Source organism: Pseudomonas sp. Ps21-P2 (assembly GCF_039672565.1).
Classification (GTDB): Bacteria; Pseudomonadota; Gammaproteobacteria; order Pseudomonadales; family Pseudomonadaceae; genus Aquipseudomonas.
In genome coordinates this window covers 376,410-403,301 of the sequence record NZ_JBDFPL010000005.1, presented here as the reverse complement: position 1 = coordinate 403,301, position 26,892 = coordinate 376,410, and the positions used below count along the sequence as shown (strand labels likewise).

The following is a 26,892-nucleotide window of genomic DNA, read 5'->3' as shown; positions in this document are numbered from 1 at the left end:
AAATGAGACCACGATTGTGGAATTCGGCATCTGACCAACCCGTTGCCCTGGGTGGCGACAGCTCTGGATCAAGGCTTCTATCGACCAGTCCAGCATCATGGACAGTCAGTCTCTCTATTGAGACTCGGCGATCCCCAGCGCTGCCATTTTCTTGTACAGCGTCGAACGCCCCAGTCCCAGCTGCCGGGCCGCGAGGATCACGTTCCCCGCACACTGCGCCAGCTTCGCCTGAATCAGCTCCCGGTCGAAATGCTGCCGCGCCTCGCTGTACGTCTGATCATTGGACGCCAACGAGGCCGTTGCCGGCGGACTGGTCACGGGAACCAGCGTGCCGATGGCCGCGCGAATGTCGCCGGGATTGAGCTGCAGATCGTCGCTGAGCAATGCCGCACGTTCGAGCACGTTGCGCAGCTCGCGAATGTTGCCCGGCCAGGCATGCTGTGCGAGGGCGGCCATGGCTGCCGGCGCCAGTTCGTGCTGGCTGCGCAGGTCCTCGAGAATCGCTTCGGTCAACGCCGGAATATCATCCAGACGCTCGCGCAACGGCGGCACCCGGATGGGCAGCACGCTCAATCGGTAATACAGGTCAGCACGAAACTCCCCACGCTTGATCGCCGCTTCGAGATCCGTAGAGGTCGCCGCGATCAGGCGCACATCGCTTTTGATCATTTCGTTGGAACCCACCGGCTCGTACTCTTTTTCCTGCAGCACGCGCAGCAGCTTGCTCTGCAGCGGCAGGGGCATGTCGCCGATCTCATCAAGAAACAGCGTGCCGCCCTCGGCCAGGTGCAATTTGCCCTGGCGCCCCTTGCGGTCGGCGCCGGTGAATGCGCCGGGGGCGGTGCCAAAGAACTCCGCCTCAAGCAACGCTTCGGGGATGGCCGCGCTGTTGATGCTGATGAAGGGTTTGTGCGCCCGTGGCGAGCTATTGTGCACGGCGTGGGCCAGCAGCTCCTTGCCGGTTCCGGTTTCACCAAGGAGCAACACCGGCGAATCGGTGCTGGCGCTGCGCCGGGCGCGGCGTTTGACCTCCAGGCTGGCGGCACTGGTGCCGATGAAGTGGGCAAAACTGTATTTGGCCTGACGGGCGCGCAGGAGGGAGCGGGTCGAGGCCAGCTCCTGCTGCATGCTTGAATAGCGCTTGAGCAGCGGCGACAGCGCGTGCAGCTCATCGAACAGCGCAAAACCGATGGCGCCGATCACCGCGCCGCCGTCGTCATGAATCGGCAGGCGCATGACCACCAGCGGATCCTTCGCCGTGTCCATCATGTCCAGCAGAATCGGCTGACCGTTGCTCGCCACCTGACGCAGCAGACTGCCCGGAATCACTTGCTCACACGGCTGACCCACCGCGCGGCTGGGGTCTTCGAGGCCAAAGCGGCGTGCGTAACGCTCGTTGATCCAGACGATGCGAGCGTCGCGGTCGACGATGACCGTGCCTTCGCTGGACTGCTCAATTATCTCGAAAAGCGAACGGATCGCCAGTCGCCGAACGCGTCGGTAATCCTTCAGGCTCTCACTGTCTTTCATGTGCGGTTCCGTCCTTCCTGTTCCTCGGCATCTGGCCGCACAGACTACAGATTCAAAATGGCTTCAGTTGAAACCGGGGTGCGCTGCCGCCAGCAGTTCCCGGGTGTAGGGATGCTGTGGCGCATCGAACACGTCGTGGCTCGCGCCGCGCTCGACCACCTTGCCGTCCTTGACCACGATCAGGTCATGGGCCAGCGCCTTGACCACCGCCAGGTCGTGACTGATGAACAGGTAAGTCAGGCCATGCCGTTCCTGCAACTGACGCAACAACGCGACGACCTGCTTCTGCACGGTGCGATCCAGCGCAGAGGTCGGTTCGTCGAGCAATATCAAGGCAGGTTTAAGCACAAGGGCGCGGGCAATGGCGATACGTTGCCGCTGCCCACCGGAAAACTCGTGGGGGTAGCGGTGCCGGCTCGACGGGTCGATGCCGACTTCCTCCAGCGCGCGAATCACTTCGGCCTCACAGCTGGCCTTGTCCAGGTCGCTGTGAACTTCCAGGCCCTCGCTGATGATCTGTGCCACCGACATGCGCGGGCTGAGGCTGCCGTAAGGGTCCTGAAACACCACCTGCATCTGCTTGCGCCATGGCCGCATCTGCTTCTGATTCAGGCTGTCCAGCGCGTGACCCTTGAAGCGGATACTGCCACGGGATTCCAGCAAGCGCAGGATGGCCTGACCAAGTGTCGACTTGCCCGAGCCGGATTCCCCGACGATGCCCAGGGTTTTGCCGCGCTCGATGCTCAAACTGATGTCATCGACGGCTTTCAGGTACTCGTGGTGCCGGTTGAAAATCCCGCCGCCGAGGGAGAACCAGACGCGCAGGTTGTCGACCTCCAGCACCTTCTCGCGGGTGTCCCGGGGCAACGGCTCGCCCGCCGGTTCCGCGTCCAGCAGCAAGCGGCTGTAAGGGTGTTGCGGGTTCTTGAACAACAGCTGGCAATTGGACTCCTCGACGATTTCCCCGGCGCGCATGACGCACACCCGCTGGGCGATGCTGTGCACCAGATTCAGGTCGTGGCTGATCAGCAACAGCGACATGTTCAGCCGTTGCTGCAGCTGTTTGAGCAGCAGCAGGATCTTGCGCTGTACCGTCACGTCCAGCGCAGTAGTGGGCTCATCGGCAATCAGCAGTTCCGGCTCGCAGGCCAGGGCCATGGCGATCATCACTCGCTGGCGTTGACCGCCGGACAACTCATGGGGGTAGGCCTTCAGGCGCTTCTTCGGGTGCTGAATGCCGACCAGCTCCAGCAGCTCGATGATCCGCGCCTGGGCCGCCTTGCCGGCCATCCCCTTATGCAGCAACAAGGTCTCGCCGATCTGGCGGGACACGGTGTGCAAGGGGTTCAGCGAGGTCATCGGCTCCTGAAAGATCATCGCGATCTGATTGCCCCGCAGCTCGCGCATGACGTTGCCATCGGCGCCGAGCAGCTCTTTGCCGCGATAACGAATGCTGCCGGTGCTCAGCGTGCCGGCCTGGGGCAGCAGTTGCAGGATCGAGTGGGCCGTCACCGATTTGCCCGAGCCCGACTCTCCGACCAGTGCCAGGCACTCGCCGGCGGGGATGTCCAGGCTGAGGTGCTTGACCACCGTGTGGCCGTTGAACGACACCGAGAGGTCGCGGATTTCGATCAGGTTTTCGGACATCTCAGGACCTCGGGTCGAAGGCATCCCGCAGGGCCTCGCCAATAAACACCAGCAGCGACAGTATCAGCGCCAGTGTGAAAAATGCCGTGAAGCCCAGCCATGGCGCCTGCAGGTTCTGTTTGCCCTGGGCGATCAGCTCGCCCAGGGACGCGCTGCCGGCGGGCATGCCGAAGCCGAGGAAGTCCAGCGCGGTCAGCGTGGAAATCGCCCCGGTGAGGATGAACGGCAGATAGCTCAGGGTCGCGTTCATCGCGTTCGGGAGAATGTGCCGCAGGATCACCTTGCGATCACTCAATCCCAGCGCGCGCGCCGCTTTGACGTATTCCAGATTGCGCCCGCGCAGGAACTCGGCGCGCACCACGTCCACCAGCGCCAGCCATGAAAAGAGCGCCATGATCCCCAGCAGCCACCAGAAATTCGGCTCGACGAAGCCCGACAGAATGATCAGCAGGTACAGCACCGGCAGGCCGGACCAGACTTCCAGCAGGCGCTGGCCGAGCAAATCCACCCAGCCGCCGTAATAGCCCTGCAATGCGCCGGCAGCGATGCCAATCAGCGCACTGATGAAGGTCAGCGCCAGGGCAAACAGAATCGACACCCGCGCGCCGAAAATCACCCGGGCCAGCACGTCCCTGGCCTGATCGTCGGTGCCCAGCCAGTTGATCGAGGAGGGCGGGCTCGGCGCGGGCTTGTTCAGGTCATAGTTGGGGGTGTCATCGCTGAACGGGATCGGCGGAAACAGCATCCAGCCGTCACCCTTGCTGATCAGCTGGCGCACGTAATCGCTGCGGTAATCCGGCTGAAACGGCAACTGGCCGCCGAATTCCTGCTCGGTGTGGCGCTTGAAGGCGGGGAAATACAGTTCGTGCTGATAACTCAGCACCAGGGGTTTATCGTTGGCGATGAGTTCGCCGCACAGGCTGAGCACGAACAGCCCGCAGAACAGCCACAGCGACCACCAGCCGCGGCGGTTATTGCGAAAACGCTCGAAGCGACGGCGAGCCACCGGAGACAGTCTGCGCATCACGCATTCCTCGCGCTGAAGTCGATTCGGGGGTCGACCAGGGTGTAGCAGATGTCCCCGACCAGCTTTATCAGCAACCCGAACAGCGTGAAGATGAACAGCGAACCGAACACCACCGGGTAGTCCCGGGACACCGCGGCTTCGTAGCTCATGCGGCCGAGGCCATCGAGGGAAAAGATCACCTCGATCATCAACGAACCGGCAAAGAACACACTGATGAACGCCTGGGGAATGCCGGCCACGATCAGCAACATGGCGTTGCGGAACACGTGGCCATAAAGCACTCGCCGCTCGCTCAGGCCTTTGGCCCGGGCGGTCACGACGTACTGGCGGGTGACTTCGTTGAGGAAGGAGTTCTTGGTCAGAATGGTCAGCGTCGCGAAGCCGCCAATCACCAGCGACGTCACCGGCAATACCAGGTGCCAGAAGTAGTCGGCGATCTTGCCGACGGTGCTCAATTGATCGAAGTTTTCGGACACCAGGCCGCGCACCGGGAACCAGCTCAGCGACGTGCCGCCGGCAAACAGCACCACCAGCAGCATGGCGAACAGAAAGGCCGGCATCGCGTAACCGATGATGATTGCCGTGCTGCTCCAGATGTCGAAGTGGCTTCCGTGCTTGACCGCCTTGCGGATGCCCAGGGGGATCGACACCAGGTAGGTAATCAATGTTGCCCACAGCCCCAGTGAGATAGAGACGGGCATTTTCTGCAGGATCAGGTCCGTCACCTTGGCGCCGCGAAAGAAGCTGTTGCCGAAATCCAGCTGCGCGTAGTTCTTCAGCATCAGCCACAAGCGCTCGTGCAAGGGTTTGTCGAAGCCGTATTGATGCTCGATTTCCTTGATCAGCTTGGGATCGAGGCCGCGACTGGCTCGGGACTGGCCGGCGTTCATGGTTTCGGTGTGGCCGGCGCCAATCGTGCCCCCGGCCACCCCTTGCAGCTTGGCGATGGCTTGCTCGACCGGGCCGCCGGGCGCGGCCTGCACGATGAAGAAGTTGACCAACAGAATGCACAGCAGCGTCGGAATGATCAGCAGCAGGCGCCTCATCAGGTAGCCGAGCATTACTTGACCTCCGAGGGAATGGCCGAAGCGCCCCGTTGTCGGGCGAACTCTTCGTTGGTCAGTGCCTGGGGGCTGACTTCCCACCAGGTGTCGATGGCCTCACTGTTGCTGGCCTGCACCTTGGGAATGCCGAAGCGGTTCCACCACACCGTGGACGAGCCGGGCGAGTAATAGTTGGGAATCCAGTAGAAGCCCCACTGCAGCACCCGGTCCAGGGCATGGGCGTAATCGATCATCGCGGGCTTGCTGTCGGCCTTGGCCAGGCCCTCGATCAGTGTGTCGACGGCCGGGTCGCGCAGGACCATGTAGTTGCTGGAGCCGGAATCGGTGGCGACTTTCGAGCCGAAGTTGTTGTACAGCTCCATGCCGGGGGAGGTTGAGACGCCGTAGCCGGTGACGATCATGTCGTAATCCCGGGCCATGACCCTGTTCAGGTACTGTGCCGAGTCGATGCGGCGGATTTCGAAATCGATGCCGATCTGCGCTAGATTGCGCTTGTAGGGCAGCAGGATTTTCTCGAAGCCGCTCTGGCCATTGAGAAAAGTAAAACTCAACGGTTCGCCCTGGGCGTTGACCAGCTTGTCACCCTGGGGCATCCAGCCTGCTTCTTCGAGCAACGCCAGGGCCTGCAGCTGTTTATCGCGGATGAAACCGCTGCCATCGGTTTTCGGGGTCTGGAACACCGTGGTGAAGACTTCCGGCGGCACCTGACCGCGCAGCGGCTCAAGAATCTTCAGCTCGGACACGGTGGGCAGCGCTGTCGCCGCCAGATCACTGTTGGAGAAGTAACTGTTCTGGCGCACATAGACGTTGCGCATCATCTGTTTGTTGGTCCACTCGAAATCCCACAGCATCGCCAGCGCCTGGCGCACGCGACGGTCCTGAAACTTCGGACGGTCCAGATTGAAGATAAAACCCTGGGAGCTCTGCACCGCGCCCTTGGCCAGGTGCGCCCGCTGCAGACGGCCCTCGGTCAAGGCCGGGCTGTCATAACCGATCGAATACCCGGTGGCGGAATACTCGCGGTTGTAGTCGTAACCACCACCGCGCAACACCTGACGGGCGACGTCGGTGTCGCCGAAATACTCGACGCTGAAATGATCGAAGTTGTACTGGCCGCGATTGACCGGCAGGTCCTTGCCCCACCAGTCGGGGTTGCGCTCGAAGGTGACGCTGCGACCCGGGTCGACCTTGCCGATGCGATACGGGCCGCTGCCCACCGGGATCTCGAAGCCGCCGCCGTTGGCGAAGTCGCGGTCCTTCCACCAATGTTCGGGAAACACTGGCAGCGAGGCCAGATCCAGCGGCAGGGTGCGGCTTTCGCTGCTTTTGAAATCAAACCTAATTTGCGTCGGCGACTCGACTTCCACGCCTTTGACGTCTTGAAACTCGGTGCGGTACGACAGGCTGCCCTGGGTCATCAGCAGGTTGTAGGTGTAGCGCACGTCTTCGGCGGTGATGGGCGAGCCGTCGGAGAATTTCGCCTTGGGGCTCAGGTAGAAACGCAATGACATGCCGTCGGCAGCGCGCTCCATTTTCTCTGCGATCAGGCCATACACGGTGTAGGGCTCATCCAGCGACTTGACTGCCAGGGGCGAGTAAAGCAAGCCATTGACCTGGGAGACGCCGGTGCCTTTGTCGAGGTACGGCATGATGTGATCGAACTGGCCGATTTCCTGCGCCGAGCGGCGCATGCTCCCGCCTTTCGGGGCGGCGGCATTCACGTAATCGAAGTGTTCGAAATTCGCCGGATAGCGTGGCGCCTCGCCGTAAACGGTCAACGCGTGTTGAGGGGCGGCGGACAGAACCTGAAAACCTGAAACGAGGACGAGTGTTGCAACCATCAGCGATGACAAAACAAAACGCATTGCACGAATCCTGACTGACATTGGTGACCAATATCAGGGTTGAAGGTCATGACGGCGCGGCTGGCCGATCCGGTTTTTTTATTGGTTACCCCGGTGGGAAGGTACCGCAAAGCCGAAGCCTTTGTAACCGGACAATACAGCGTTGGAGCAGGGATCCGATAAACAAACGGCCCGCTTTCAAGGGCGGGCCGTTCGTGCAACAGCGCGGAGGATCAGTCCTGGCGGCTGGTCACTTCCAGCAGGTGGTAACCGAACTGGGTTTTCACCGGGCCCTGGACGACATTCACCGGTGCGCTGAACACCACGGTGTCGAATTCCTTGACCATTTGACCGGGGCCGAAAGAGCCGAGGTCGCCGCCTTGACGGCTGGACGGGCAGCTGGAGTTGGATTTTGCGACTTCGGCAAAATCAGCGCCGCCTTCGATCTGCGCCTTGAGTTCGTTGCACTTCTCTTCGCTGGATACGAGGATGTGGCGGGCAGTGGCTTTGGCCATTGGGATGACTCCTGTGAAAAAAAAGAAACGAGCGTACCGGATTAAGGGCCGCGTTTCCCGAGAAAGTTCAGGCGCCTTTGTCTTGCCGTGACAGACGACATCGTCGCTCAAAGACCTTTGCTGAACAGCAGACCGGCATGGTCCACGTACAGCTTTACCGGATCGACCTGCTTGCGGACCAGACCGGCGCTCTGATTGATGGAGTCCACGTGGTCCATCGGGTAGTCGGAGCGGATCACCTTGCCCAGGTGGGAGCTGAAGCGGCCAACTAGGCCGTCATTGGACGCGGCTTCCTTCTCGAACAGCAGCGCGTAACTGCGCAATGCCAGGTGCAGCGGGTCCATGGCATTGCGGCCTTCGGACAACAGTGAGCCGTCGATGCAGCCGCTCCACGAGTAATAGTGAACGCCGTGGACCCGTTCGGCGCCTTCACCGCCCCACGTCGATGGCAGCCCTTGGGAATACTTGCTGTTGAACGCTGCTACGCCCTCGGTGGTCAGCGCATCCAGCGCCTGAATCGGGTCCTGGGGCAAGTCCGCGTTGCCGCTCAACAGCGCAAGAAAATGCGCGAAACCTGCGGTCATCCGTGATGCGACCGCTTCAGGCATTTGCCCGGGTGTCAGCGCCCGACGTACGCGATCGGCCACTTCCGAGCCGTGATTGGGCCCGCTCACCGAGGTGACCGACGCCACGATGTCGGGACGCAGCGCGGCGGCATAGCGGGAGGTCAGCGCGCCCTGGCTGTGCCCGATCAGGTTGACTTTCAGGTAGCCGGTGCGGCGCAGGAAGCGTTCGATCTGGTCAATCAACTGCTCGCCGCGGGTTTCGTTGTCGTGGACGCCGGACAGCGCCGGCACATGAACCCTGCAGCCGGCTTTCTCCAGCGCCTCGGGGATGGCATGGAACATGTCCACCTTGCCGATCCGGTCGAAACCGAACAGGCCGTGGACCAGCAAAAGGGGGTACTTGGTGGTGACTTCCCTGTACATGTCGATCATTCCTTGTATGGCGGAGAGGGATCGAGCGTAACCAGCGGAAGTGATAGGGGAAGGGCGCGGCGGTGCATGGCAATGCGCCGGCTGATGCAGGTTGTGGCGAGCCTTTGACCGCTACAGGCCTTGGTTGCCGGGGAGGCTGGAAAAGGCGCAGCCGTTGCGGCCCAAATCCGCAGGGTGGGTGGGGCGCTTTCCCACGATCGGCGTCTTAGCTGTGACGGGCGGTGGCTGACAACGACGACGCCGCGGAGGGAAGCCGGACGCATGGCTGGCACCGGCTTCCCGTTTGCAAATGTTACCTGTAGCGCAGTCTGTTCACGCCATCGCGCAGCAGGCGCTCGGTGGACTCCCAGCCCAGGCACGCGTCCGTCACTGACACGCCGTATTTGAGTGAAGCACTCAAGGGCTGGCAGCCTTCGAACAAGTGACTTTCCAGCATCATGCCGATCAGTGTTCGGTCGCCGGCCAGTCGTTGCTGCAGCACATCGTTGAATACGGCCGGCTGACGCAGCGGATCCTTGCCGCTGTTGGCGTGACTGCAATCGACCATGATGCGCGCGGCCATGCGGTGCTTCGCCAGGCTGGCATTCACCGCGGCGACACTGGCCGCGTCATAGTTGGGACCGCCGTGACCGCCGCGCAGCACGATGTGAGTGTCGGGATTGCCCGACGTCTCGATAATCGCCGGGTGGCCCTGGGAATCCATGCCGAAATGCCGGTGCGCGTGGGCCGCCGAGCGAATGGCGTCGCAGGCCACGGAAATGCCGCCGTCGGTGCCGTTCTTGAAGCCCGTGGGCACGCCGAGGCCGCTGGCCATTTCCCGGTGGATCTGCGATTCGGTCGTTCTTGCGCCAATCGCCACCCAACTCAGGACGTCATCGAAGTAACCCGCCGCCATCGGCTGCAGCAGCTCTGTGGCGATAGGCAGGCCGAGGCGGACCATTTCACGCATCAACTGCCGTGACAGGACCAGGCCCTCGGCCATGTCGTCACTGCCATCCAGCGAGGGATCGTACGCCAGGCCTTTCCAGCCCACCGTGGTGCGGGGCTTCTCGACGTAGGCGCGCATCACCAGCAGCATCTGGTCGCTGACTTCGGCAGCCAGACGGGCCAGGCGCTCGGCGTATTCAAGGGCGGCATGGGGATCGTGGATCGAGCACGGGCCGACCACGACCAGCAGGCGCGAATCTTCACCATTGAGAATGGCGCGAATCGACTGACGGTGGGCGGCGACCTGTGCGGTCATGGCAGCGTCCAGCGGCAGCTGATGTTTCAGCGCGAACGGCGTGGGCAGGCGTTTCGGGGCAGGGCAGCTGTCATTCAGGGTGACGGCGCTGGACGGCAGATCGATGAGGGTGTTGCGGACGACGGGCGAATTCATGTGCTGGCTTCCTGGTCGGCGGGCGTTCCCGCGCGGACCTACTGGGGTGTTCGACAATTGGCCGGATTGGCTGTGAGCAGGGCGTTGCCACCTGTCAGTGACCGATCGGAGGCGGCAGGCTGTCCCGAACGGAGGTTGCTAAATCGCCAGGCGAAGTCGGTGTCGTAGCGGTAATAGTGGGTGTGGTTCATGTGCAGTTCCTCAAATCAATCGGTCAAAAATGGGTGGCCCAGAAAAACAAAACCCCCGGTCGGGAAGCCGACCGGGGGTGAGAGTTATCTCTGGTGGGCGTCCCGAAGTTCAGGGCGCCGTGTGGGTATCAGGCGCGCCAGTGGCTAAACCAATACCCATAAAAATAAGATGCAGGAGCGATAGATGCTGTCGCATTCCAGGCAGCCGCACGCTCGGCCAGACGTGAACCGTCGGCGGCGAACAACTGGGTGGAAAGGGAAGGCAACATGGTCTGTCTCCGTGGAATGCCGCCGAGCTTACTTCAGACCCGTCGGATTCTTCAATTGGAAATTGCAATCGGGGTGATTGACGCCGGCTGCTTACCAAGACGCAGTTAAAACGGCAAAATGCCGATTCAGTCCTCACGCACTTTCGCAGGGCCGCCTTCAAGCGGTATCACGCCGATCTTCATTCCCAGCAGCACCGCGACTTTGTGCGACTCGCCCCGCCGTCCCTTCTTTCGCCCGGACAGCACTTGATAGGTCGTCGCCGGGTCCACGTTGTGCTCTCTGGCAAACTCTTGAACCGATTTGCCTTGCTGTTCCAGCCAAGCCTTGGCTTGTGCGGCAGTACGGATTCCGGGCATAGTTCAAAACCGTTCAAGTTCGTTCAAATTATTTCGATTCTATCACTCAAAAGGGTGATGTCAACAAGGCTATACATTCAAATGAGTGGAATAAGTGCCCGAATTAGGGAAGAGCGTGAGCGCTTGGGGCTTTCACAACGCGCATTCGGTGAAATCGGCGGCGTGGAAGCCAATGCACAGGGCAAGTATGAAAACGGCGAGCGCACGCCCAAGGCCGATTACCTGGCCCGGGTCGCCCTTCGCGGTGTTGATGTGTTGTACGTGCTGACGGGGTCGCGCACCCCCGTGCCCATCGTCAGCCTGAGTGAAAACGAGGAGTGGATGGTGGGCAGTTACCGCACCCTCGGCAAGGAAGAGCAGGATGCCATCTGCCGGCTGACGACTACCCTCGCTGAATACCAGAGCAGCTATGCCCCGGACAAGAAGCCCTAGGACTTTGCGAGGGATTCAGCGGTCGTATGTTTGAAGATTTTTATCAAGTTTTGCGGTCGATGATGATAGTTTGTCGGCATCGTTGTAGATCATCTGGCACATATGCACGAGCAGTGCTCCAGAGCGGGTCGCGTACTTTCTTTTGTTAACGTGGCGGGTAGCCGCCATGAATCATTCGGTGAGGTGTCTGCTTGATTAGGGTGCTGGTTGTCGATGACCACGATCTGGTTCGGACAGGTATCACGCGCATGTTGGCCGATATCGAAGGCTTGCAGGTGGTGGGGCAGGCCGAGTCCGGTGAAGAGTCGTTGCAGAAGGCCCGTGAGCTGAAACCCGACGTCGTGCTGATGGACGTGAAGATGCCTGGCATCGGCGGACTGGAAGCCACGCGCAAGCTCATCCGCAGCCACCCCGACATGAAGGTGGTGGCGGTGACTGTGTGCGAAGAAGATCCGTTCCCTACACGCCTGTTGCAAGCGGGCGCGGCGGGATACATGACCAAGGGCGCCGGCCTGACCGAAATGGTTCAGGCCATCCGCCTGGTGTTCGCAGGGCAGCGCTACATCAGCCCGCAGATCGCTCAGCAACTGGCACTTAAATCGTTCCAGCCGCAGACCAGCAATTCGCCGTTCGATCTCTTGTCCGAGCGGGAAATCCAGATTGCCCTTATGATTGTCGGCTGCCAGAAAGTGCAGACGATTTCCGACAAGCTTTGTCTGTCCCCCAAAACCGTGAATACCTACCGGTACCGCATATTCGAGAAGCTGTCGATTAGCAGTGACGTTGAGCTGGCCCTGCTGGCCGTTCGTCATGGCATGGTCGACGCCAGCGCATAAATGACCCAGCCGTTTGATCCCAGTGCTTTTCTGTCCACCTGCAGTGGCCGCCCCGGCGTATATCGGATGTTCGATATCGACGGCAAGCTGCTGTACGTCGGCAAGGCCAAGAATTTAAAGAAACGCCTCGCCAGCTATTTCCGCAAGACCGGCCACGCCCCGAAAACAGGCGCATTGGTCGCGCGGATCGCTCAGGTTGAAACCACCATCACCGCCAACGAAACCGAGGCGCTGCTGCTGGAACAAACCCTGATCAAGGAGTCGCGCCCGCCGTACAACATCCTGCTGCGCGACGACAAATCCTACCCCTACGTGCACCTGTCCGACGGCGAATTTCCCCGGCTCAGCATCCATCGTGGCGCTAAAAAGGCCAAGGGCCGCTACTTCGGGCCTTACCCCAGCGCCGGCGCCATTCGCGAAAGCCTGAGCATTCTGCAGAAGACCTTCCACGTTCGTCAGTGCGAAGACAGCTTCTACAAGAACCGCACGCGGCCTTGCCTGCAGTACCAGATCAAGCGCTGCAAGGCGCCGTGCGTGAACCTGGTCGAGCCGCAGATCTACAACGAGGACGTGCGTCACTCGGTGATGTTCCTCGAGGGCCGCAGCAATGCCCTCACCGACGAACTCAATGCGCTGATGGAAAAGTCGGCAATGAACCTCGATTTCGAGCACGCGGCCGAGCTGCGTGACCAGATCGGCCTGCTGCGCCGCGTCCAGGATCAGCAGAGCATGGACGGCGGTACCGGCGATGTCGATGTCGTGGCGGCGTTCGTCAATCCGGGCGGCGCCTGCGTCCATCTGATCAGCGTGCGTGGCGGGCGGGTGCTCGGCAGCAAGAATTTCTTCCCCCAGGTCGGGATCGAGGAGGAGGTGGGCGAGGTTATGTCCGCTTTCCTCGCCCAGTATTTCCTGGGCGGTGGCGAGCGCGAATTGCCCGGCGAAGTCATCGTCAACGTGGTCAGCGAGGATTTTCCGGCGCTGATTGACGCCATCGATGCCTCGCGCGGGCGCGAAATCATCATCAGCCATCGGGTGCGTGGCACCCGTGCGCGCTGGCAGCAACTCGCCGTGACCAATGCCGAGCAGGCACTGATGGCGCGGCTTGCCAACCGGCAGCACGTCACTGCGCGATTTGAAGCGTTGGCCCAAGTGCTCAAACTCGAGGAGCCGCCGCAGCGTCTGGAATGCTATGACATCAGCCATTCCAGCGGTGAAGCGACGGTGGCGTCGTGCGTGGTGTTCGGTCCCGAGGGGCCGATCAAATCGGATTACCGCCGTTACAACATTGAAGGCATCACGGCGGGGGACGACTACGCCGCCATGCACCAGGCCCTTACCCGTCGCTTCAGCAAAATCAAGGACGGCGAGGGAAAACTGCCGGACATCCTGCTGGTGGACGGCGGCAAGGGCCAGTTGAGCATGGCCCGCGACGTGATGAACGAGTTGGCGATCCCCGACCTGATTTTGCTGGGCGTCGCCAAGGGCGCTACACGCAAGGCCGGTTTCGAGACGCTGTACTTGAACGATGCGGCCCATGAGTTCACCCTCAAGGGCGATTCCCCCGCGCTGCATTTGATCCAGCAGATCCGCGACGAAGCCCACCGGTTTGCCATCACCGGGCACCGTGCGCGACGCGGTAAAACCCGTCGTACTTCAACCTTGGAAGGGGTGGCAGGCGTGGGCCCGACCCGCCGTCGCGATCTGCTCAAGCATTTCGGCGGTCTTCAGGAATTGTCCCGGGCCAGCATCGAAGAAATCGCCAAGGCGCCGGGAATCAGCAAAAAGCTCGCAGAGTCGATTTATGCAAACCTGCACAGCGAGTAGAATGCTCGCTCACCTCGTAGCCAGTTGTGCCGATGAATATCCCTAATCTGATCACCGTATTACGTGTCCTGCTGATTCCGATCTTCATTCTGTTGTTTTATCTGCCATACCACTGGAGCTACATGGCCGCCAGTTCGGTATTTGCCTTGGCAGCCGCGACCGACTGGCTGGACGGGTACCTGGCAAGACGCCTGGAGCAGAGCACACCGTTCGGGGCGTTTCTCGATCCGGTGGCTGACAAGTTGATGGTGGCCGTTGCGCTGGTGTTGCTGGTACAAGCCCACGCCAACCTTTGGCTCACGCTGCCCGCCGCTGTGATCATCGGCCGCGAGATTGTCATCTCGGCGCTTCGCGAGTGGATGGCCGAGCTGGGGGCGCGGGCACAAGTGGCCGTGTCAAACCTGGGCAAATGGAAAACCGCTGCACAGATGCTTGCGCTGGTCATCCTGCTGGCCAACCCGCCTGCGTTTACCTTCTGGGTGGTGTTGGGTTACGTGCTGTTGATGGTCGCCGCGGGCCTGACGCTCTGGTCGATGGTGCAATACCTGCGCGCGGCATGGCCGCATCTGCGCACGACCACAGATAAAAAATAAGTATTTTTAAATCAAGGGGTTGACGGGGTCATTTGAGTGTATAGAATGGCGCCCACACAAAGCGGGAATAGCTCAGTTGGTAGAGCACGACCTTGCCAAGGTCGGGGTCGCGAGTTCGAGTCTCGTTTCCCGCTCCAGTTTGTATGCGTTTAGCGGTAGTGGTTGGATCGTTGAGCGTTTGAGGCCGAGTAGCAAAATGGTTATGCCGCGGATTGCAAATCCGCTTACGCCGGTTCGATTCCGACCTCGGCCTCCACATTTAAAGCCCGTAAGATCAACGTCTTACGGGCTTTTTTGTGGGCGCTGATTGGGTCAGAGTTTCCGCAACTCTGACTATCGTTTCCGCAACCTCCTATGGAACGAAAGCTCGAATCCGGGCCATTTTGACTGTCAACGATTCAGCGAGCCCAAGCCGGTGTGATTTCCGTCAGATAACACCACATGCCATACGATCACCGCCACCGCCCAATGGCATAGGCATATCCGAGTGATTGTCGCCGCCGACATGGATCATGAGCGCGTGGCCTTTGATGTCGGCAATTTTCTTCAGGCGTGGTGCAAGCACAGGATAGTTGGCCACACCATCGGCATTGACGTAGACCGCCGGCAGATCGCCCAGGTGGCCATCGCCGTATGGCCCCAGATGCTTGCCGGTACTGGCTGGGTCAAAATGGCCGCCTGCTGCGAGTGCCGCCACTTTTTTGCCGTCTTTCATGCCCGAATCGCAACTCGCTTTTTCGTGAACATGAAGACCGTGAATGCCGGCGGGTAGGGATTTCAGCTCGGGGGTGAATACCAGCCCATAAGCTGTCTCGCTGATATTGACCTCGCCAATAGGCTGTGGGGCGCCATCGGCGCTCACCAGGTTCATTGGGACATTGAGCGACGCCGCCTGAGCGCTCACCGAAAATGCTCCAATCAGGCCAAGCCACAAAGCGGATTTCATAGACACCTCATTCAGTTTGTCAAAAGAGGGGCAGGACAGCTGCGCGAGCGTGTCACCCTTCGCTGGGAGAGAGCATAGACAAGGTATCGAGATTGCGACGGTAAACAAACGTAACCAATTGAATCCGAAAGCTTTGAACTTGCCTCCCGGGCTTAGGGTGTATATATTCCCCACTCTTATCAGCTGGCCTCGCTACACAGCACGCGGAGGTCAAGGTTGATATGTGCTACCGCCCTGATGGTGAAATTGGTAGACACACCGGACTTAAAATCCGTCGTCCGAAAGGATGTGCCGGTTCGACTCCGGCTCGGGGCACCATATTCGATTCTCATGCCCTCTCAGGCATGCTCAAAAGACCCCGCTGGCGCAGGCCACGCGGGGTTTTGTGTTCTTAGGCATCCGCAACTCTTCTCACGCCTGCTCAGAATTTTTAGTACATTTACCAGGATATACTCAATTCGATTAATCTGGTGATGTACTAATGCCCCTCACTGGTGGGAAACGAGTTCTCTTGGGAGTCGGGCGCCATGATGAGCGCAGCGTGTTAAGCGCGCAGACTATCGAGCATTACCGTCAGCGCATCGTCGACTCGGATTAGCAAATCAGCCAACCGAGGAATTCATGAAGCGACTCACCAATCTGGTCAATCTGCTTATTGCCGTGCTAGCCGTCATCGAATCGCTTGTGCGTTTGGGCTGGCTGTGAGCAAGTTACGCTGCGGCTGCCTGCTCTGCCGCCACTCGCCAAGGATCATTCGCCCCGGCGAGGGCGGCCATCGGCGGCGGGCTGACACTATTCCCGCACATGTGGACCTGCTCCGTCTTCGTGAACGCCTTCCCGTCGGCACCATGCGTGATGATGTAATCCGGTGGAAATCCCTGCGCCCGATACAGCTCAGCCGGTTGCAGCATCCGCAGTCGGATGTCGACGATCACGTAGGGCGTTCCCTTTACCATGACGGTGACTAGGCCGAGTCGATCCTTTGTGGTGATCGTCGGAGCGGGCTGGTCGCAGCTGCTCATGTTCTCCGTGCCGTAGTAACTGATCAGGAACGCAGCAACACGCAACGCGCCTTCTTCGTGCTCTGGCGACAACTCTAAGCTGACCAGCGAACTCTTGCCTCCGCCGCCTGCCGTGATGGTCGGTGCGGGTTCATCCAGGTGCTGGCCGACGCTGGCGCCAAACTGGCGCTCCATGAAAGCTGTGACGAGCCCGTGATGAGTCCCGCCGGCGCTGACCATGTGGAGTGGATCGGCGGCGGCCCGGGCGTCGCAGTTGCCGCGCAGGTGCAGGAGATGCGCCGTGGTGAGCATCTGATGTTGTCCGGTCGTGAGCGTCGGTACCGGTCCCTCGATATCTGACGGGGCGTAGCCGGTCGTGTTGGTGACCAGCGTTGCCGTCACTAGCTGTTGCTGACTGCCGGTATTCGTGACTGTGGTTAGCGGGTCCTCCAGGCTTTTCGCTACGGTGGTGTTGAAGCCGCCGTTCATCTGCGCCATGAATGCGGTGGCGATTCCCATGGCGTGCGCCGCGCCGGCCGGGCGCTGATAATTGCCGCCGCTGGTGATTGTCGGCAGCGGCTCGTCCAACGCTTTGCCTTCGTCGTTAAACCTGAACTTCACCAGGTGCGCAGAGGCGAGCGCGTGCTTTATGCCTCCAGCGACGACGGTCCCCAGCGGTTGATCCAATCCCGGCACGCGCGGTTGCTGGCCCGCGCGCTCCCCGTAGCCGGTCTGAACCAGCGTAGGGCTGATCAATGTCAGTTCGCCGCGGTTGGCGCAGGTTACCGTCGGCAGCGGCTCAAGTGGATGGTTGATACGGTCGCTCCCCTGATGCGTGGCCGGTGCGATGATTGGGCTCACCACCGAGAATGCACCACCTTTCGGGTAAGACGTCACGGTTCGCAGCGGCTCGTTCAGCGACTGCACCGTCTCAGTCGACCAGTTCGCGATCGGCACAATAAAGGGGGCAGGGTGGTCGATGACGAACTTCCTCATGCCCTTGGCGATTCGGCGTTTGGTGGCGTCGGCCAGCTCATCCTTGCGGCCGAAAATGCTCTTACCCAAGTCGCTGAAGTCGATGCACTCGGCGGCGGTGCGGTATTTCAGCTGGCCCTTGCCGGGCTTCTTCGCGTGGGTCGGCTGCGGCCAGACGATCGGCAGTCCGTCGCACCGAGCGATCATGAACAGGCGTTCGCGGCTGGTGGGCGCGCCGAAGTCGCATGCCTTGATCACTCGCCATTCGACGACGTAACCGTGCTGCTCCAGCAACTCAACAAAACGTTTCCAGGTGCTGCCTTTGCGCTTGGGGTTAGGGACGAGGAACTGCTCGCCGACAGGAACGATCTCGCCGGGCGCGGCGACCACTTTCACCAAGACCTCTTTTCCTTTTTTGTTCACGCTTGGCACCAGCTTGATTATGCGGCCGGTCGCTTTGTCGCGCTTGGCGATCAGCGGACCCCATTGCAGGATCTGCTTCACATTTTCCAGGCTTATGACTCGAGGCCGCTTCTTGCCGGCCCACTTCAAACCGATCCACGAGAGGTTACGGATCTCGCGCTTGCGCGGCTGGCCGCCAGCGGCCTGGCTGTGATGGGTGCAGTCCGGCGACATGTGGAACCAGCCCACTGCCTTGCCGCCGCACTCGGCGTCCGGATCACCATCGAACACGTCGGTGGTGAAGTGCCTGGCGCCCGGGTGGTTGATGGTGTGCATGCTGATCGCTTTGGCGCTGTGGTCTTCGCGACGCTGACCTTGCGGCCTAGCCCCATTTCGAGGCCGGTACCGGCGCCGCCACCGCCGCAGAAGAAGTCCACGACGATCTCATCGTCTTGAGAGTCGAAGCCGAGGCCGTACTGAGTTTTAAAATCGAAGGGATGTGTCTTCTGATGTGCGGACATGGGGATCCTCGCCAGTGGCGTGAGTCGTGAAAGTAGGGTAATTGTGTGCGCCCGGCAGTTAGCCGATGTCTCGGAGCACCGCTAATGGAAATTCGTCGTCAAGGCTCAAATCGAAAAGAAGGTTGGAGCCCGATAAAAAACAGAAAAGAAAAGCCTGTTCAGATTGGGCTTCAATCAGATTTGGGCGATGGGCCCGTGGTAACTCTTCTGATGAGGAGAACTAAGAGCCACGATGGCAAGGGTGAATACGACCATGAGATAAGGCTCACAATTGCTGAAGTTGCAGCCATCATTGAAAAACTCGCAGGTCCTGGTTTGGCGGAATTTGAAGGCAGCGTTTCCGAAGGTCTTTCTGGCTCAGTCAGAAACCTTCATCGCCTTACAGCAGCGGCAAGCGGAATAAAAGTTCTGCCGTAATCATGCGCTGGCGATGATGTAAGCTTCGGCTAGTTCGCAGAAAAAAGAGCATGCGGGAATCTTCTCGTTCCGCCGCACTGGGCCGTCGCCCAAGTCTCTCAGCGAGTAACGCTCTTTGGTGGCGCGGTTCCTGTGAAGGTACGAGCCTGGGCCCAGCAGGTCCTGCACGTGACAAAGCGATTCTAACTTTTCTGGAAAGTCTTCGCGGATGGCTCGGAAATATCCTTCTCCGCTTTTCACACAGCCGATGCAGTTGGCGTTGTCGTAGCCAAGTCGGTACATGAAGGGCAGTTTGATGCCAGCTCGTTCGACCATCGCCTTGCAGTCTTCCTTACCAGGCCGCGATCAATCAGCGGCGCGATGACAGGACGATCAGGGTTCCGTTCTCGGAAAGTTTCTAGCCGATCCCTCTCCTCAACGGTGTAGCCGAACACCATGACGTCACCTGGCTGCTTCAATGTGTCGAGCAGCCGGCGCTTAAGCAGCTTGGTGCATGGGGCGCCAAACTGATTTTTCGCGTACCGCTCGCGCCGTAAGACCTCGATGATATCGCCGCCGTATTTGGTATTACGTAGAACCGTCACCGGCCTGCCGAACCACGATTCACAGTCAGCGAGGAACCTCCGGTTGTCCTCATGCTCGTTGGCGAGGAATGCATTTATGATCAGCACGTCATACGTGCAGGTGTAATCGGCCAGCGCTAGTTTCGTTGCCACTGCCCAGGCGGCGCCACAGCTAAACTGGCAGACGATGCGCGGTTTGTTAGATGACATAAGGTATCCTCGTCGAAACACTCGAGTGTAAGAAGGAGGCTTTTATGATGGGGATCGAGAGCGTGACTCAGTTCTTCAAAGTTGCCGCGCCAGGCATTACCTGCGTATTCGCGCTCATTTCGTGTTTCTGTTGGCTGCGGTCTGCGACAGCTCAAGTCCTCTACCGTCCGGGTAAATACCCGCCGGGTACAAGTACGAGAGTTGAAAAAAGCATAAAGGGCACTTTTGATGTGTATGCAACTGCAAAGCTTCAGAGCCGATGGAACAAGTTAGCTGCTGCCTCTGCATCTATAGGTGCGTTCTTCCAGGCGGTCACTACTTACTCCACTTCCGTACCTTAGGCGCTAGAGATGGAGCCCTAGGTCCAAGCGGATTTGACTGACTCGATCGACGTATGCCGGGTTCAGCCAAATGCATTCAGTACGCCTTGCCGTGCCGCGCCCTGCGGATATCCGCGCCGACGTGCGGTACCAGCTCCAGTCAGGCAGCAATTCGCTGTACAGTTCGCTTGGGTAGCCAGACAGTACGACCATTCCTTCTAGCTCGAGTAAAACGCCGAGAAGCTTTCGGTGTTCTTTGTCGTCCATCTCATGACGGTAATACCGTCCAGTCGATGCGCCCTTGTACCTAGTGTCGTGCACGTACGGGGGGCGACGTAATGCAGTGTCGTCGCTGCGTCGTGTGCAGTGATGACCTCAATGGCAGGACTGTTCTCGATCAAGACGCCGGAGAGCCTTTGACCGACCGCCGCGAGCGAGTCGGGGTATTCGGCCCAGAGTGACTGGGCGGTGCCGTATTGGCGCTTTGTGTCTATGCGAAAACCAGTGACACCCTTCGTCGCACCGGCTGACCCGAAACCCATCTGTGCGCGAATGATCGTGCGCCGGGCGCGTTCAACCGGGTGGCTTGTCGACTTCCAGGAAAGCTCAAACTCGGCTCGGGAGTAGGGCGTCAGCACCAGTCGGTCGACAAGCTCCATTCGCGTCGCCGGGTCCTGAAGCACCCGGAACAGGTTTACGACGTCACCATCGAGGTCGTTGTAAACGTCGGCGTAGGAGCGTGGCTTCTGCATGAGCACGCCGGCGGCACCGCCGAATGATTCGACGTAGCAGGTATGGGGCGGAAGTGCTGCAGCACCCATGGTGCGAGCCTGAACTTCGCCCCGTGGTAGCGGATCACTGGGACAGTGATTGCCATTGAGGCTCCGGAAGGCGCCGCTTTCACGGCGTGAGTTTGGCATGATGGTAATTTGGTTCGGAGTCGTGTCTGATATGGCTCACATCGAAGACATAACAGGAAGGGACACTTGAATGGACAAAATCTTGCTTACAGCGTTTCTCACAGCCCTTGCAGGTTTTATTACTGCGGCGTTAAGTATCGTTAAGCTTGTTAATGAGAAAGAAAGCAAAACTACCGAGTTTCGCCAAGGCTGGACTGATTCGGTGCGAGCATCCTTTGCAGAACTAATAGGGGCTATAAATGCTCAGGCATCACTCGTTGCATCTAATCAAGCCTTATTGGAAGAGTTTCTAAAGATTAAGCGCGAAAATACTTTAGAAGAAAGCGAGTACAAAACTGAATCGAGAAAGGAAGCGGTTAAAATTATGCAGGAAAAATGGAGCGAAGGTATCGCCGCCAGTCGGGATTTGACACAAAAAATCCACCAGGGCTACGCGATGGTTCGGCTACATTTCAAGCCGGACGAGCCAAGCTTCGTAAGATTTGAAAATAAATTCGACTCCTGCACTATTTTTTTGCACGAAATTAAGGCTGAAAAGAACAAAGAGAAGCGGCTGCAGTTAAAGGAGCAAGTGCACTCTGCGGCTGAAGAAATGACCTCGATATCGAGGGGTATTCTCAAGGAAACTTGGGAAACCGTTAAGCTCGGGGAGCCTGCATATAAAGACACAAAGAAATGGTCCGTTCGGTTTTGCGTGCTCATGTTGTTTATCCTATTTGTTATAGGTAGTCATGCGATGATTTCTTACTATCACTCTACTAATGGTGCGCAAGATCCTGCTAGAGCCGAACTGAACAAATAGCTTGTTTACAGAGCTCTATGTATGGCTTCCGGACGGAGTTTCTAGGCAGCTCTCTGGGGTGGCACGCCGGCGCTGTTGAGTGACTCCCGTAGCAGGCATGAGGCGGGAAGTCCTATGGCACCGACGATGCGAGTCTGAACTTGGCGCCGTGGTATCGGATGACTGGAGCGGAAATGGTTATGACAATCCTTGAAGCTGCTCCACGGTTACCGCTCTACACCGGCGCGCTTGAGTTGATCGGTCAGAAGAGTCGGCACGCCGTTAATGACGAGCGTGTCATTGTTCTTGTCGTACTTCACCTTCGTGCACCAGCAGTTGCGCTTCAAAGCTGATCGACAGGCCTTCCACTCGCCCGGTGAAGCGTTGGAATCGGTTGAGCGTTCGCTTATCGGCAGGGATCGCCGGGGACAACCCATAGTTCTTGTTGCGGATGTGGTCGTAAAAAGACATGGGTTGATCTTCATCCACCAGCCCGGACAGTTCCTCAAGGATGATTGGCTCGCCCAATTTGGTCTGACTCATCGCGTAGTCCACCAGGGTGCGTGTCTTCTCCCGTGCCGCCTCCTCAGGCAGATCCTCGTTTTCCACAAAGTCGCTGAACGCCCTGAGCAAGGTACGGGTTTCGCCAGGAGCGTCGATGGCTTCCTGACAGCCAATGAAGTCACGGAAGTACTCCGGCGCTTTCCTGCCGTTTTTGCCTTTTATGAACGAGATGTACTGCCGAGACGCCGGATTGTTCTGCCATTCGGACAGGTTGATCCGCCCGGCTAGGTGGAGGTGATCGAGGTCGAGGTATTTAGCTGTGATGGTCCGGAGGTCTTCGCCAACTGCGATGCTTTCCGACTGCTGAATAACCGCAATAGACAGGTACTCGGTAATGCCCTGCTGGTAGTGCACGAACAGGACGTGCCCTCCGATCGCAAGGTTTGACTCTTCCATCAAGTGCTGCAAATGCTCGACGGCAGCCAGGCTGAACTCGTGGAAGCCGATCTCGTCGACGATGTATTTGCCCAGGCAGCCCCTCAGCGGGTGCGCGCCGGACCCCGCGTGAAGCAAGCCCCAAACCTTGCCCTGCTTGGCGTTGTAGCTCTCGTTCAAATGCCCTAACAGGTCTTCGTTAGCTTGCGACTCGGGCAGCGGCTCGCTCGCTACATGAAGCACGGCGGGGCTTCCGTCGGGTTTTTTGTCAATCATGTGCATGATGATTTTGCGGATTGGCATTTCAATTACTTCAGGCGAGTTGATGCCTCCGAGAAACCGGTGGCGAATAAATTGTTGGCGGGCTATACCTAGTTCCCGGCATGTGCCGGATCAGGGAGTGGTCATGAAGGTTTTTGTCAGCTGGTCAGGACGTCGGAGTAAAGCAGTAGCAGAGCTGCTTGCGGACTGGATAAAATGCGTATTGCAGGCGTCGCAGCCCTGGATTTCGACGCGCGATATCGATAAGGGGGCAATATGGTTCTCCGAAATCTCGGATCAGTTGAAGGACACGGCTGCAGGCATAGTCTGTTTAACTCAAGATAACAAAAATAAGCCTTGGATTCTTTTTGAGACCGGCGCTCTTGCAAAAGGCTTAAGCACCAACCGCGTTTGCACATTCCTTGTAGATTTAAAACCTGCTGATATTGAAGATCCACTTGCGCAGTTCAACCATACCACCGCCGACCACTCATCCATGTGGGGGTTGGTTTGCTCGTTGAACGCCGGGCTGGAAACAGCCAAGCTCAACGAAAGGATATTGAGGCAAGTATTTGATACCTATTGGCCGCAATTCGATAAGGAATTCAAAAGAATTCTTAAGGACATCCTTTCAGAGGATGCAGCTGAGCCGCGGTCAGAGGTAAGCATTCTGGATGAAATCCTATCGAACACGCGTGCTTTGACTAGCAGGGTCAGAGAAATTGAGCGTCAGAGCTTCCCCGCTCGAAACTTCGACAGCCCGGATAAAGTGAACCACATGTATGTTGAAAGTTTGGCGGCGGATCTTAAATTTTCAGTTGCAGATGTTTTGAATGAAGGGGTCTCGCGTGGCCTCACGGAAGAGGGAATAATGAACTATATAAAAATGCATCGGGGACCTAGGTCAAAGCCTACAAAGAGCTTATTCGAGAAGGAAATTAAAGGTAAAGATTGACCTGATCGGCTGGTGAGTTCGATATTGCTATTCACGCGCCGCTATTGCTGCTGTTAGAAGTCAGCGTTTCTTCACCCCAGCACAGGATACGGCCCTTTTTCAAAGGGCCAAATGGCAGTATAGGTTCTCTATGCATACAACCGGTGTGCCTAGGTTCGTCGTCGCTCCGCTAAAGCTTGCCGTGCTAGTACCCGAGGCCTGAGCTTGAGCACCGTGTCCGGATCAATCCAGTCCCTCGGCTTTGGCGGGATCGGATCTCCCGTGAAGCATTCACCTGCAAAATCTGCCCGCGGCGGCTCTCAAACTCCGCCACGGCCGCCGCGAGTTCGGCCGACTTGATCCGGTTCTGCGCATCAGGGTTCAGGCTGAAGCTGATCATGCCGCCACCCGCTGCAGCTCGACGCCGTCCATGTTGGAGGCGTCGCCATGAATCAGGACTAGGTCGTCCAGCGCCGCCCAGCTCACCGTCAGCACCGCCATTACACGGTGTTCTCTGCGTCGGCGAAATGCAGGTCGGTCTGCAGGTCGGTGTTGATGGCTGCGAACACGTCCAGCGAGTGAGCCTTGAATGGTTCCAGGTTGCTGGCGGTCACCATGCCCGTGACTTCGATGCGTAACGCCGGAAGCGCGTCCGGCGTTTTGCCTACCGCGTCGGGCACTGCTTCGCCTGGCTCGTAAGTCGCCAGATCTGCTTCAAACTGCTTCCATCCGGCAACGAGCTTCGCGGCACAGCCGGGCAGGGTAAGTACTGCATCGAGACGAAATTCTGTTCGGTACCGTCGGAGCACACGAAGACACCGCCGGAGATCCCGACGCTGCCGAGCGAGGCAAAACAGCCTTCTGCGCCGCGATGGTGTTACACGACCGGTTCCCGCGGGCTGACAAAATAGCGGGAGAGCTCTCAACGGCTTATGACGCGGCTCTGATAGCTGGATTGGCATGCGAGGGTGCGTACCAAAGCCTGGGCTCAAACTAGCTCTCTTCACCTTTCAACTCTGGCTTACCAAGTTCGGCTAGTTTCAAATTCAGCGCTTCCCGCCTAGCTTTTAATGTTTGCGGCTGGACAAATACGAAATCAAAGAGCGCCGTCAACACTTCTAGTAGCCACTCCGCTTCTCCTGGTTCTACTTCGACAATATCTCCGGTATGACTGTTTTTTATAGGGTGCGCGGCGAAGTTTCCAATGTTGCGTATTGCATCAACCGCACTGGTTAGATAAGTAGGTGCTTTCGAGGACTCTATGAATTCATCAATTTCCTTGGATAAATCACGGGCTTTGATCTTGAGCTCATTGTGAAATGTCATTTGCAACAGTCGCCTGGATAGAGCAGCGCTGGCTTTCGGGCTATAATTAATCGCTGTTCTTGCTTCTTCTAGTTCTTGGCGATATTTCTCAGGGATTTCCGGCGGTAGCATTAGTTGATTTCGTGACGGGTATATTATTTCTGTCGACTCTACTGGGTGTAGCGTTCTGTTAAATGCACGACCAGTTTCCCTGACTACTATGCTCTCGTAGCAGGAAGGACACTGTTGAACCCAGATTGTATAAGCCCGATCTCGAGTTTCAGGAATATTATGGAATATAAGCTGTTCTGGCTGTTCATGAAAAACCTTTTGACAAGTAGGGCACTGCATGAATTCACCTTTCAGTTTTGAGAGTAAATACCTAGCTCATATAGAAAGCTCGGCTCAATATTGAAATACTATTGCTCTTCATGATCCGTTGTCAAAAGTGCCATCACCCTTCCTACATCTCTTCTCTCAGGCGCGGCCCTGATTACGCAAGTGCCCCACATCCTTGTCCACCTTGAATCAAGCGCATCGCTAGGTGGACCTGCGGCAGTCTTTCACGATCTCGGTCGCGCGCTTTGGCGGGGTTATCAGGGTCAATCCATTTTTGGGCGTGCTCCGGGCTCCGCACCGGTCGTTGATCATGAATGTCTACCATGGCTTGATGGCTGTCGGCCGTGGTGATCACGAAACCGTCCTGCGCGTCCGCTCAAGGCCCTGCTGATCCTTAGGCTCGACGCGAGTATGCAAACGATCGTGGGAAGGATAGTTAGCTGCAAATGCAAAAGGCCTACGACTTTGTCAGCGTGATTGGGGAGAACAATGCTCGAACCCGCTGACGCTACCATCAGCAGGTACGAACGCATTAAATCAACTGTTTTTATCGTGGGCTAGTGGCTGATCCGCCGCTAACTCAGCTACGATGGTTGAAACCCTCAATATCCCTTCCATCCGGAGAGGTTCTATGTTGAACACTGACTCAAACCTCGTTACTAGTCCCAGAGCTAATACTAAATCTAAATAATCGTTTCGCTCTGCTTCGCTTGCGCCTGCAAAAGTGTCTGTGATGTGCTCAACGTTAATTAACCGCAGCTCATCCACGCTTGTTTCACGATGTCGAGACTCTTTGGCCAGGCGAAGTAACCATGCAAATTCTTTCTTCGCTGAAAAGTCCACATAATCCTCTTGCCAGTTAGTTTTGAGCTCCGAGTAAGTTCCGGTGTCGTATTCCACCAAAAGAGGAAGATTCCCCGGAGATATTCTTGTGCCTTGACAAAATAGAACTAAAAGGCGCTGAGAGCTCTTTGTCTCTAGCTCTCGCTTTATGGTTTCCAATCTTTGCACGTCACTATTACGCTTTACAACTACTTTCTGTAGCCTATCCTTATATGATTCTATTTTCTCATCATATGTCTGAAAAAATTCAAACTGGGTTTCAGCAGCGATGGGTATTGTGCGGGCAATCTCCAAAAGCTTCTTTTCTTTCTGAACTTTCATTTTTTCAAGAAACAAAGAAATCTGAATATCGATGTAAGGATAGAGAAAGGTGTACAAACAACCGGCAAATACAGGCAGTGCGAACCAGCACCAAAATTTCACAGATATACTATAGTAAACCTGATTATTGATAAGCTGAATTTTTTCCATCGGGCCCGCGCCGCTAAATATGATAATTAAAAAATCGTAGTTAATAATGAGCCAAGAAATTGCAATTGAAAATCCAACGGCGCTTGTAAAGCGGTCCTTAACGGCGGTGAAGAACTCGGCGACGGCCATTAGTTGATATCCTTGGGTGGTGCTGCGGTAGTAGATTTATATTTATATTTATATTTATATTTTCTTGATGTGCTGACTCTTTTTGAAGGTATCTGTGCCCGATCTAGAGG

22 protein-coding genes, 3 tRNA genes and 4 pseudogenes are annotated in these 26,892 nt (G+C 57.8%); 11 read left to right on the top strand and 18 right to left on the bottom strand.

The genetic code is table 11. The features are described 5' to 3' along the window. Nucleotides 1-114: 114 nt before the first annotated feature. The 10 genes from ABEH28_RS15520 to ABEH28_RS15475 form a co-directional block, all read right to left on the bottom strand. Entirely contained in the window at nucleotides 115-1,530 is a 1,416-nt protein-coding gene (locus ABEH28_RS15520) for a sigma 54-interacting transcriptional regulator (protein WP_346630449.1), read from the bottom strand. 63 nt (nucleotides 1,531-1,593) lie between these two features. After that, nucleotides 1,594-3,177 (bottom strand): ABC transporter ATP-binding protein, encoded by a 1,584-nt coding sequence (locus ABEH28_RS15515; RefSeq protein ID WP_346630448.1) that lies wholly within the window; start codon nucleotides 3,175-3,177, stop codon nucleotides 1,594-1,596. A gap of 1 nt (nucleotide 3,178) precedes the next feature. Then, entirely contained in the window at nucleotides 3,179-4,201 is a 1,023-nt protein-coding gene (locus tag ABEH28_RS15510; protein ID WP_192173966.1) for an ABC transporter permease, read from the bottom strand. Continuing rightward, nucleotides 4,201-5,265: a microcin C ABC transporter permease YejB gene (locus ABEH28_RS15505; protein ID WP_346630447.1), complete on the bottom strand. Its 1,065-nt coding sequence runs from the start codon at nucleotides 5,263-5,265 to the stop codon at nucleotides 4,201-4,203. Before ABEH28_RS15505 ends, ABEH28_RS15510 begins: the two co-directional genes overlap by 1 nt. After that, nucleotides 5,265-7,133, bottom strand: coding sequence for an extracellular solute-binding protein (locus ABEH28_RS15500; protein WP_346630446.1), 1,869 nt, complete (start codon nucleotides 7,131-7,133; stop codon nucleotides 5,265-5,267). The genes ABEH28_RS15505 and ABEH28_RS15500 overlap by 1 nt, the downstream gene beginning before the upstream one ends. 212 nt (nucleotides 7,134-7,345) lie before the next feature. Beyond that, entirely contained in the window at nucleotides 7,346-7,627 is a 282-nt protein-coding gene (locus tag ABEH28_RS15495) for a peptidylprolyl isomerase (RefSeq protein WP_027898593.1), read from the bottom strand. 107 nt (nucleotides 7,628-7,734) lie between these two features. Then, entirely contained in the window at nucleotides 7,735-8,616 is an 882-nt protein-coding gene (locus tag ABEH28_RS15490; RefSeq protein ID WP_346630445.1) for a triacylglycerol lipase, read from the bottom strand. Between the two features lie 301 nt (nucleotides 8,617-8,917). After that, the gene (locus tag ABEH28_RS15485) at nucleotides 8,918-10,003 is read right to left on the bottom strand and encodes a 3-deoxy-7-phosphoheptulonate synthase (RefSeq protein ID WP_346630444.1); all 1,086 of its coding nucleotides are present in this window, start codon (nucleotides 10,001-10,003) and stop codon (nucleotides 8,918-8,920) included. Nucleotides 10,004-10,322: 319 nt separating this feature from the next. Next, nucleotides 10,323-10,463 carry a hypothetical protein gene (locus ABEH28_RS15480; RefSeq protein WP_346630443.1) on the bottom strand — a complete coding sequence of 47 codons (141 nt, stop codon included), beginning with the start codon at nucleotides 10,461-10,463 and terminating at the stop codon, nucleotides 10,323-10,325. 126 nt (nucleotides 10,464-10,589) lie between these two features. Beyond that, entirely contained in the window at nucleotides 10,590-10,820 is a 231-nt protein-coding gene (locus ABEH28_RS15475; protein WP_346630442.1) for a DNA-binding protein, read from the bottom strand. Between the two features lie 81 nt (nucleotides 10,821-10,901). Between ABEH28_RS15475 and ABEH28_RS15470 the strand changes: the two genes are divergently transcribed. The 6 genes from ABEH28_RS15470 to ABEH28_RS15445 all read left to right on the top strand — a co-directional run bounded on the left by ABEH28_RS15470 (nucleotide 10,902) and on the right by ABEH28_RS15445 (nucleotide 14,761). Continuing rightward, a complete protein-coding gene (locus tag ABEH28_RS15470; protein WP_346630441.1) occupies nucleotides 10,902-11,252 on the top strand; it encodes a helix-turn-helix transcriptional regulator in 351 nt (116 codons plus the stop codon). 191 nt (nucleotides 11,253-11,443) lie between these two features. Next, nucleotides 11,444-12,088 carry a UvrY/SirA/GacA family response regulator transcription factor gene (gene uvrY, locus ABEH28_RS15465; RefSeq protein WP_065990451.1) on the top strand — a complete coding sequence of 215 codons (645 nt, stop codon included), beginning with the start codon at nucleotides 11,444-11,446 and terminating at the stop codon, nucleotides 12,086-12,088. Beyond that, a complete protein-coding gene (uvrC, locus tag ABEH28_RS15460) occupies nucleotides 12,089-13,912 on the top strand; it encodes an excinuclease ABC subunit UvrC (protein WP_346630440.1) in 1,824 nt (607 codons plus the stop codon). A gap of 32 nt (nucleotides 13,913-13,944) precedes the next feature. Beyond that, a complete protein-coding gene (pgsA, locus tag ABEH28_RS15455; protein ID WP_346630439.1) occupies nucleotides 13,945-14,505 on the top strand; it encodes a CDP-diacylglycerol--glycerol-3-phosphate 3-phosphatidyltransferase in 561 nt (186 codons plus the stop codon). Between the two features lie 61 nt (nucleotides 14,506-14,566). Next, nucleotides 14,567-14,642: transfer RNA gene (locus tag ABEH28_RS15450), tRNA-Gly, on the top strand. Nucleotides 14,643-14,687: 45 nt separating this feature from the next. Then, nucleotides 14,688-14,761: transfer RNA gene (locus tag ABEH28_RS15445), tRNA-Cys, on the top strand. A gap of 171 nt (nucleotides 14,762-14,932) precedes the next feature. Here the strand turns inward: ABEH28_RS15445 and sodC are convergent. Next, the gene (sodC, locus tag ABEH28_RS15440; protein ID WP_346630438.1) at nucleotides 14,933-15,451 is read right to left on the bottom strand and encodes a superoxide dismutase [Cu-Zn] SodC; all 519 of its coding nucleotides are present in this window, start codon (nucleotides 15,449-15,451) and stop codon (nucleotides 14,933-14,935) included. 231 nt (nucleotides 15,452-15,682) lie between these two features. Here sodC and ABEH28_RS15435 point away from each other — a divergent pair. Further along, a tRNA-Leu gene (locus ABEH28_RS15435) sits at nucleotides 15,683-15,769 on the top strand. 392 nt (nucleotides 15,770-16,161) lie between these two features. Here the strand turns inward: ABEH28_RS15435 and ABEH28_RS15430 are convergent. Next, nucleotides 16,162-18,350: pseudogene (locus ABEH28_RS15430) on the bottom strand (DNA cytosine methyltransferase). A gap of 84 nt (nucleotides 18,351-18,434) precedes the next feature. Between ABEH28_RS15430 and ABEH28_RS15425 the strand changes: the two are divergent. Then, nucleotides 18,435-18,767 carry a hypothetical protein gene (locus tag ABEH28_RS15425; protein ID WP_346630437.1) on the top strand — a complete coding sequence of 111 codons (333 nt, stop codon included), beginning with the start codon at nucleotides 18,435-18,437 and terminating at the stop codon, nucleotides 18,765-18,767. A 236-nt stretch (nucleotides 18,768-19,003) separates the two neighbouring features. Here the strand turns inward: ABEH28_RS15425 and ABEH28_RS15420 are convergent, their stop codons facing one another. Both ABEH28_RS15420 and ABEH28_RS15415 read right to left on the bottom strand, forming a co-directional pair. Beyond that, nucleotides 19,004-19,540 (bottom strand): hypothetical protein, encoded by a 537-nt coding sequence (locus ABEH28_RS15420; protein WP_346630436.1) that lies wholly within the window; start codon nucleotides 19,538-19,540, stop codon nucleotides 19,004-19,006. Nucleotides 19,541-19,884: 344 nt separating this feature from the next. Then, nucleotides 19,885-20,737 (bottom strand): annotated as a pseudogene (locus ABEH28_RS15415) (DNA adenine methylase). Between the two features lie 113 nt (nucleotides 20,738-20,850). On the opposite strand from ABEH28_RS15415, the gene ABEH28_RS15410 reads away from it, so the two are divergent. Further along, nucleotides 20,851-21,582, top strand: coding sequence for a hypothetical protein (locus tag ABEH28_RS15410; protein WP_346630435.1), 732 nt, complete (start codon nucleotides 20,851-20,853; stop codon nucleotides 21,580-21,582). Between the two features lie 206 nt (nucleotides 21,583-21,788). On the opposite strand, the pseudogene yejK reads toward ABEH28_RS15410, so the two are convergent. Next, nucleotides 21,789-22,803: pseudogene (gene yejK, locus ABEH28_RS15405) on the bottom strand (nucleoid-associated protein YejK). Nucleotides 22,804-22,906: 103 nt separating this feature from the next. Here yejK and ABEH28_RS15400 point away from each other — a divergent pair. Continuing rightward, complete coding sequence (locus ABEH28_RS15400) at nucleotides 22,907-23,716, top strand: toll/interleukin-1 receptor domain-containing protein (protein ID WP_346630434.1); 810 nt, start codon at nucleotides 22,907-22,909, stop codon at nucleotides 23,714-23,716. Nucleotides 23,717-24,198: 482 nt separating this feature from the next. Here ABEH28_RS15400 and ABEH28_RS15395 read toward each other — a convergent pair. Beyond that, nucleotides 24,199-24,512 (bottom strand): annotated as a pseudogene (locus ABEH28_RS15395) (Heme peroxidase); the annotation flags it as partial. On the opposite strand from ABEH28_RS15395, the gene ABEH28_RS15390 reads away from it, so the two are divergent. Beyond that, on the top strand, nucleotides 24,465-24,692 hold the full coding sequence (locus ABEH28_RS15390; protein WP_346630508.1) for a DUF2514 family protein: 228 nt from the start codon (nucleotides 24,465-24,467) through the stop codon (nucleotides 24,690-24,692). The pseudogene ABEH28_RS15395 and the gene ABEH28_RS15390 overlap by 48 nt on opposite strands. On the opposite strand, the gene ABEH28_RS15385 is transcribed toward ABEH28_RS15390, so the two are convergent. Together ABEH28_RS15385 and ABEH28_RS15380 are read right to left on the bottom strand one after the other, a co-directional pair. Further along, nucleotides 24,689-25,132 carry a DUF4145 domain-containing protein gene (locus ABEH28_RS15385; protein ID WP_346630433.1) on the bottom strand — a complete coding sequence of 148 codons (444 nt, stop codon included), beginning with the start codon at nucleotides 25,130-25,132 and terminating at the stop codon, nucleotides 24,689-24,691. The two genes, ABEH28_RS15390 and ABEH28_RS15385, sit on opposite strands and share 4 nt — an antisense overlap. Before the next feature lie 744 nt (nucleotides 25,133-25,876). Then, nucleotides 25,877-26,782 (bottom strand): hypothetical protein, encoded by a 906-nt coding sequence (locus ABEH28_RS15380; RefSeq protein ID WP_346630432.1) that lies wholly within the window; start codon nucleotides 26,780-26,782, stop codon nucleotides 25,877-25,879. Between the last annotated feature and the right edge of the window lie 110 nt (nucleotides 26,783-26,892).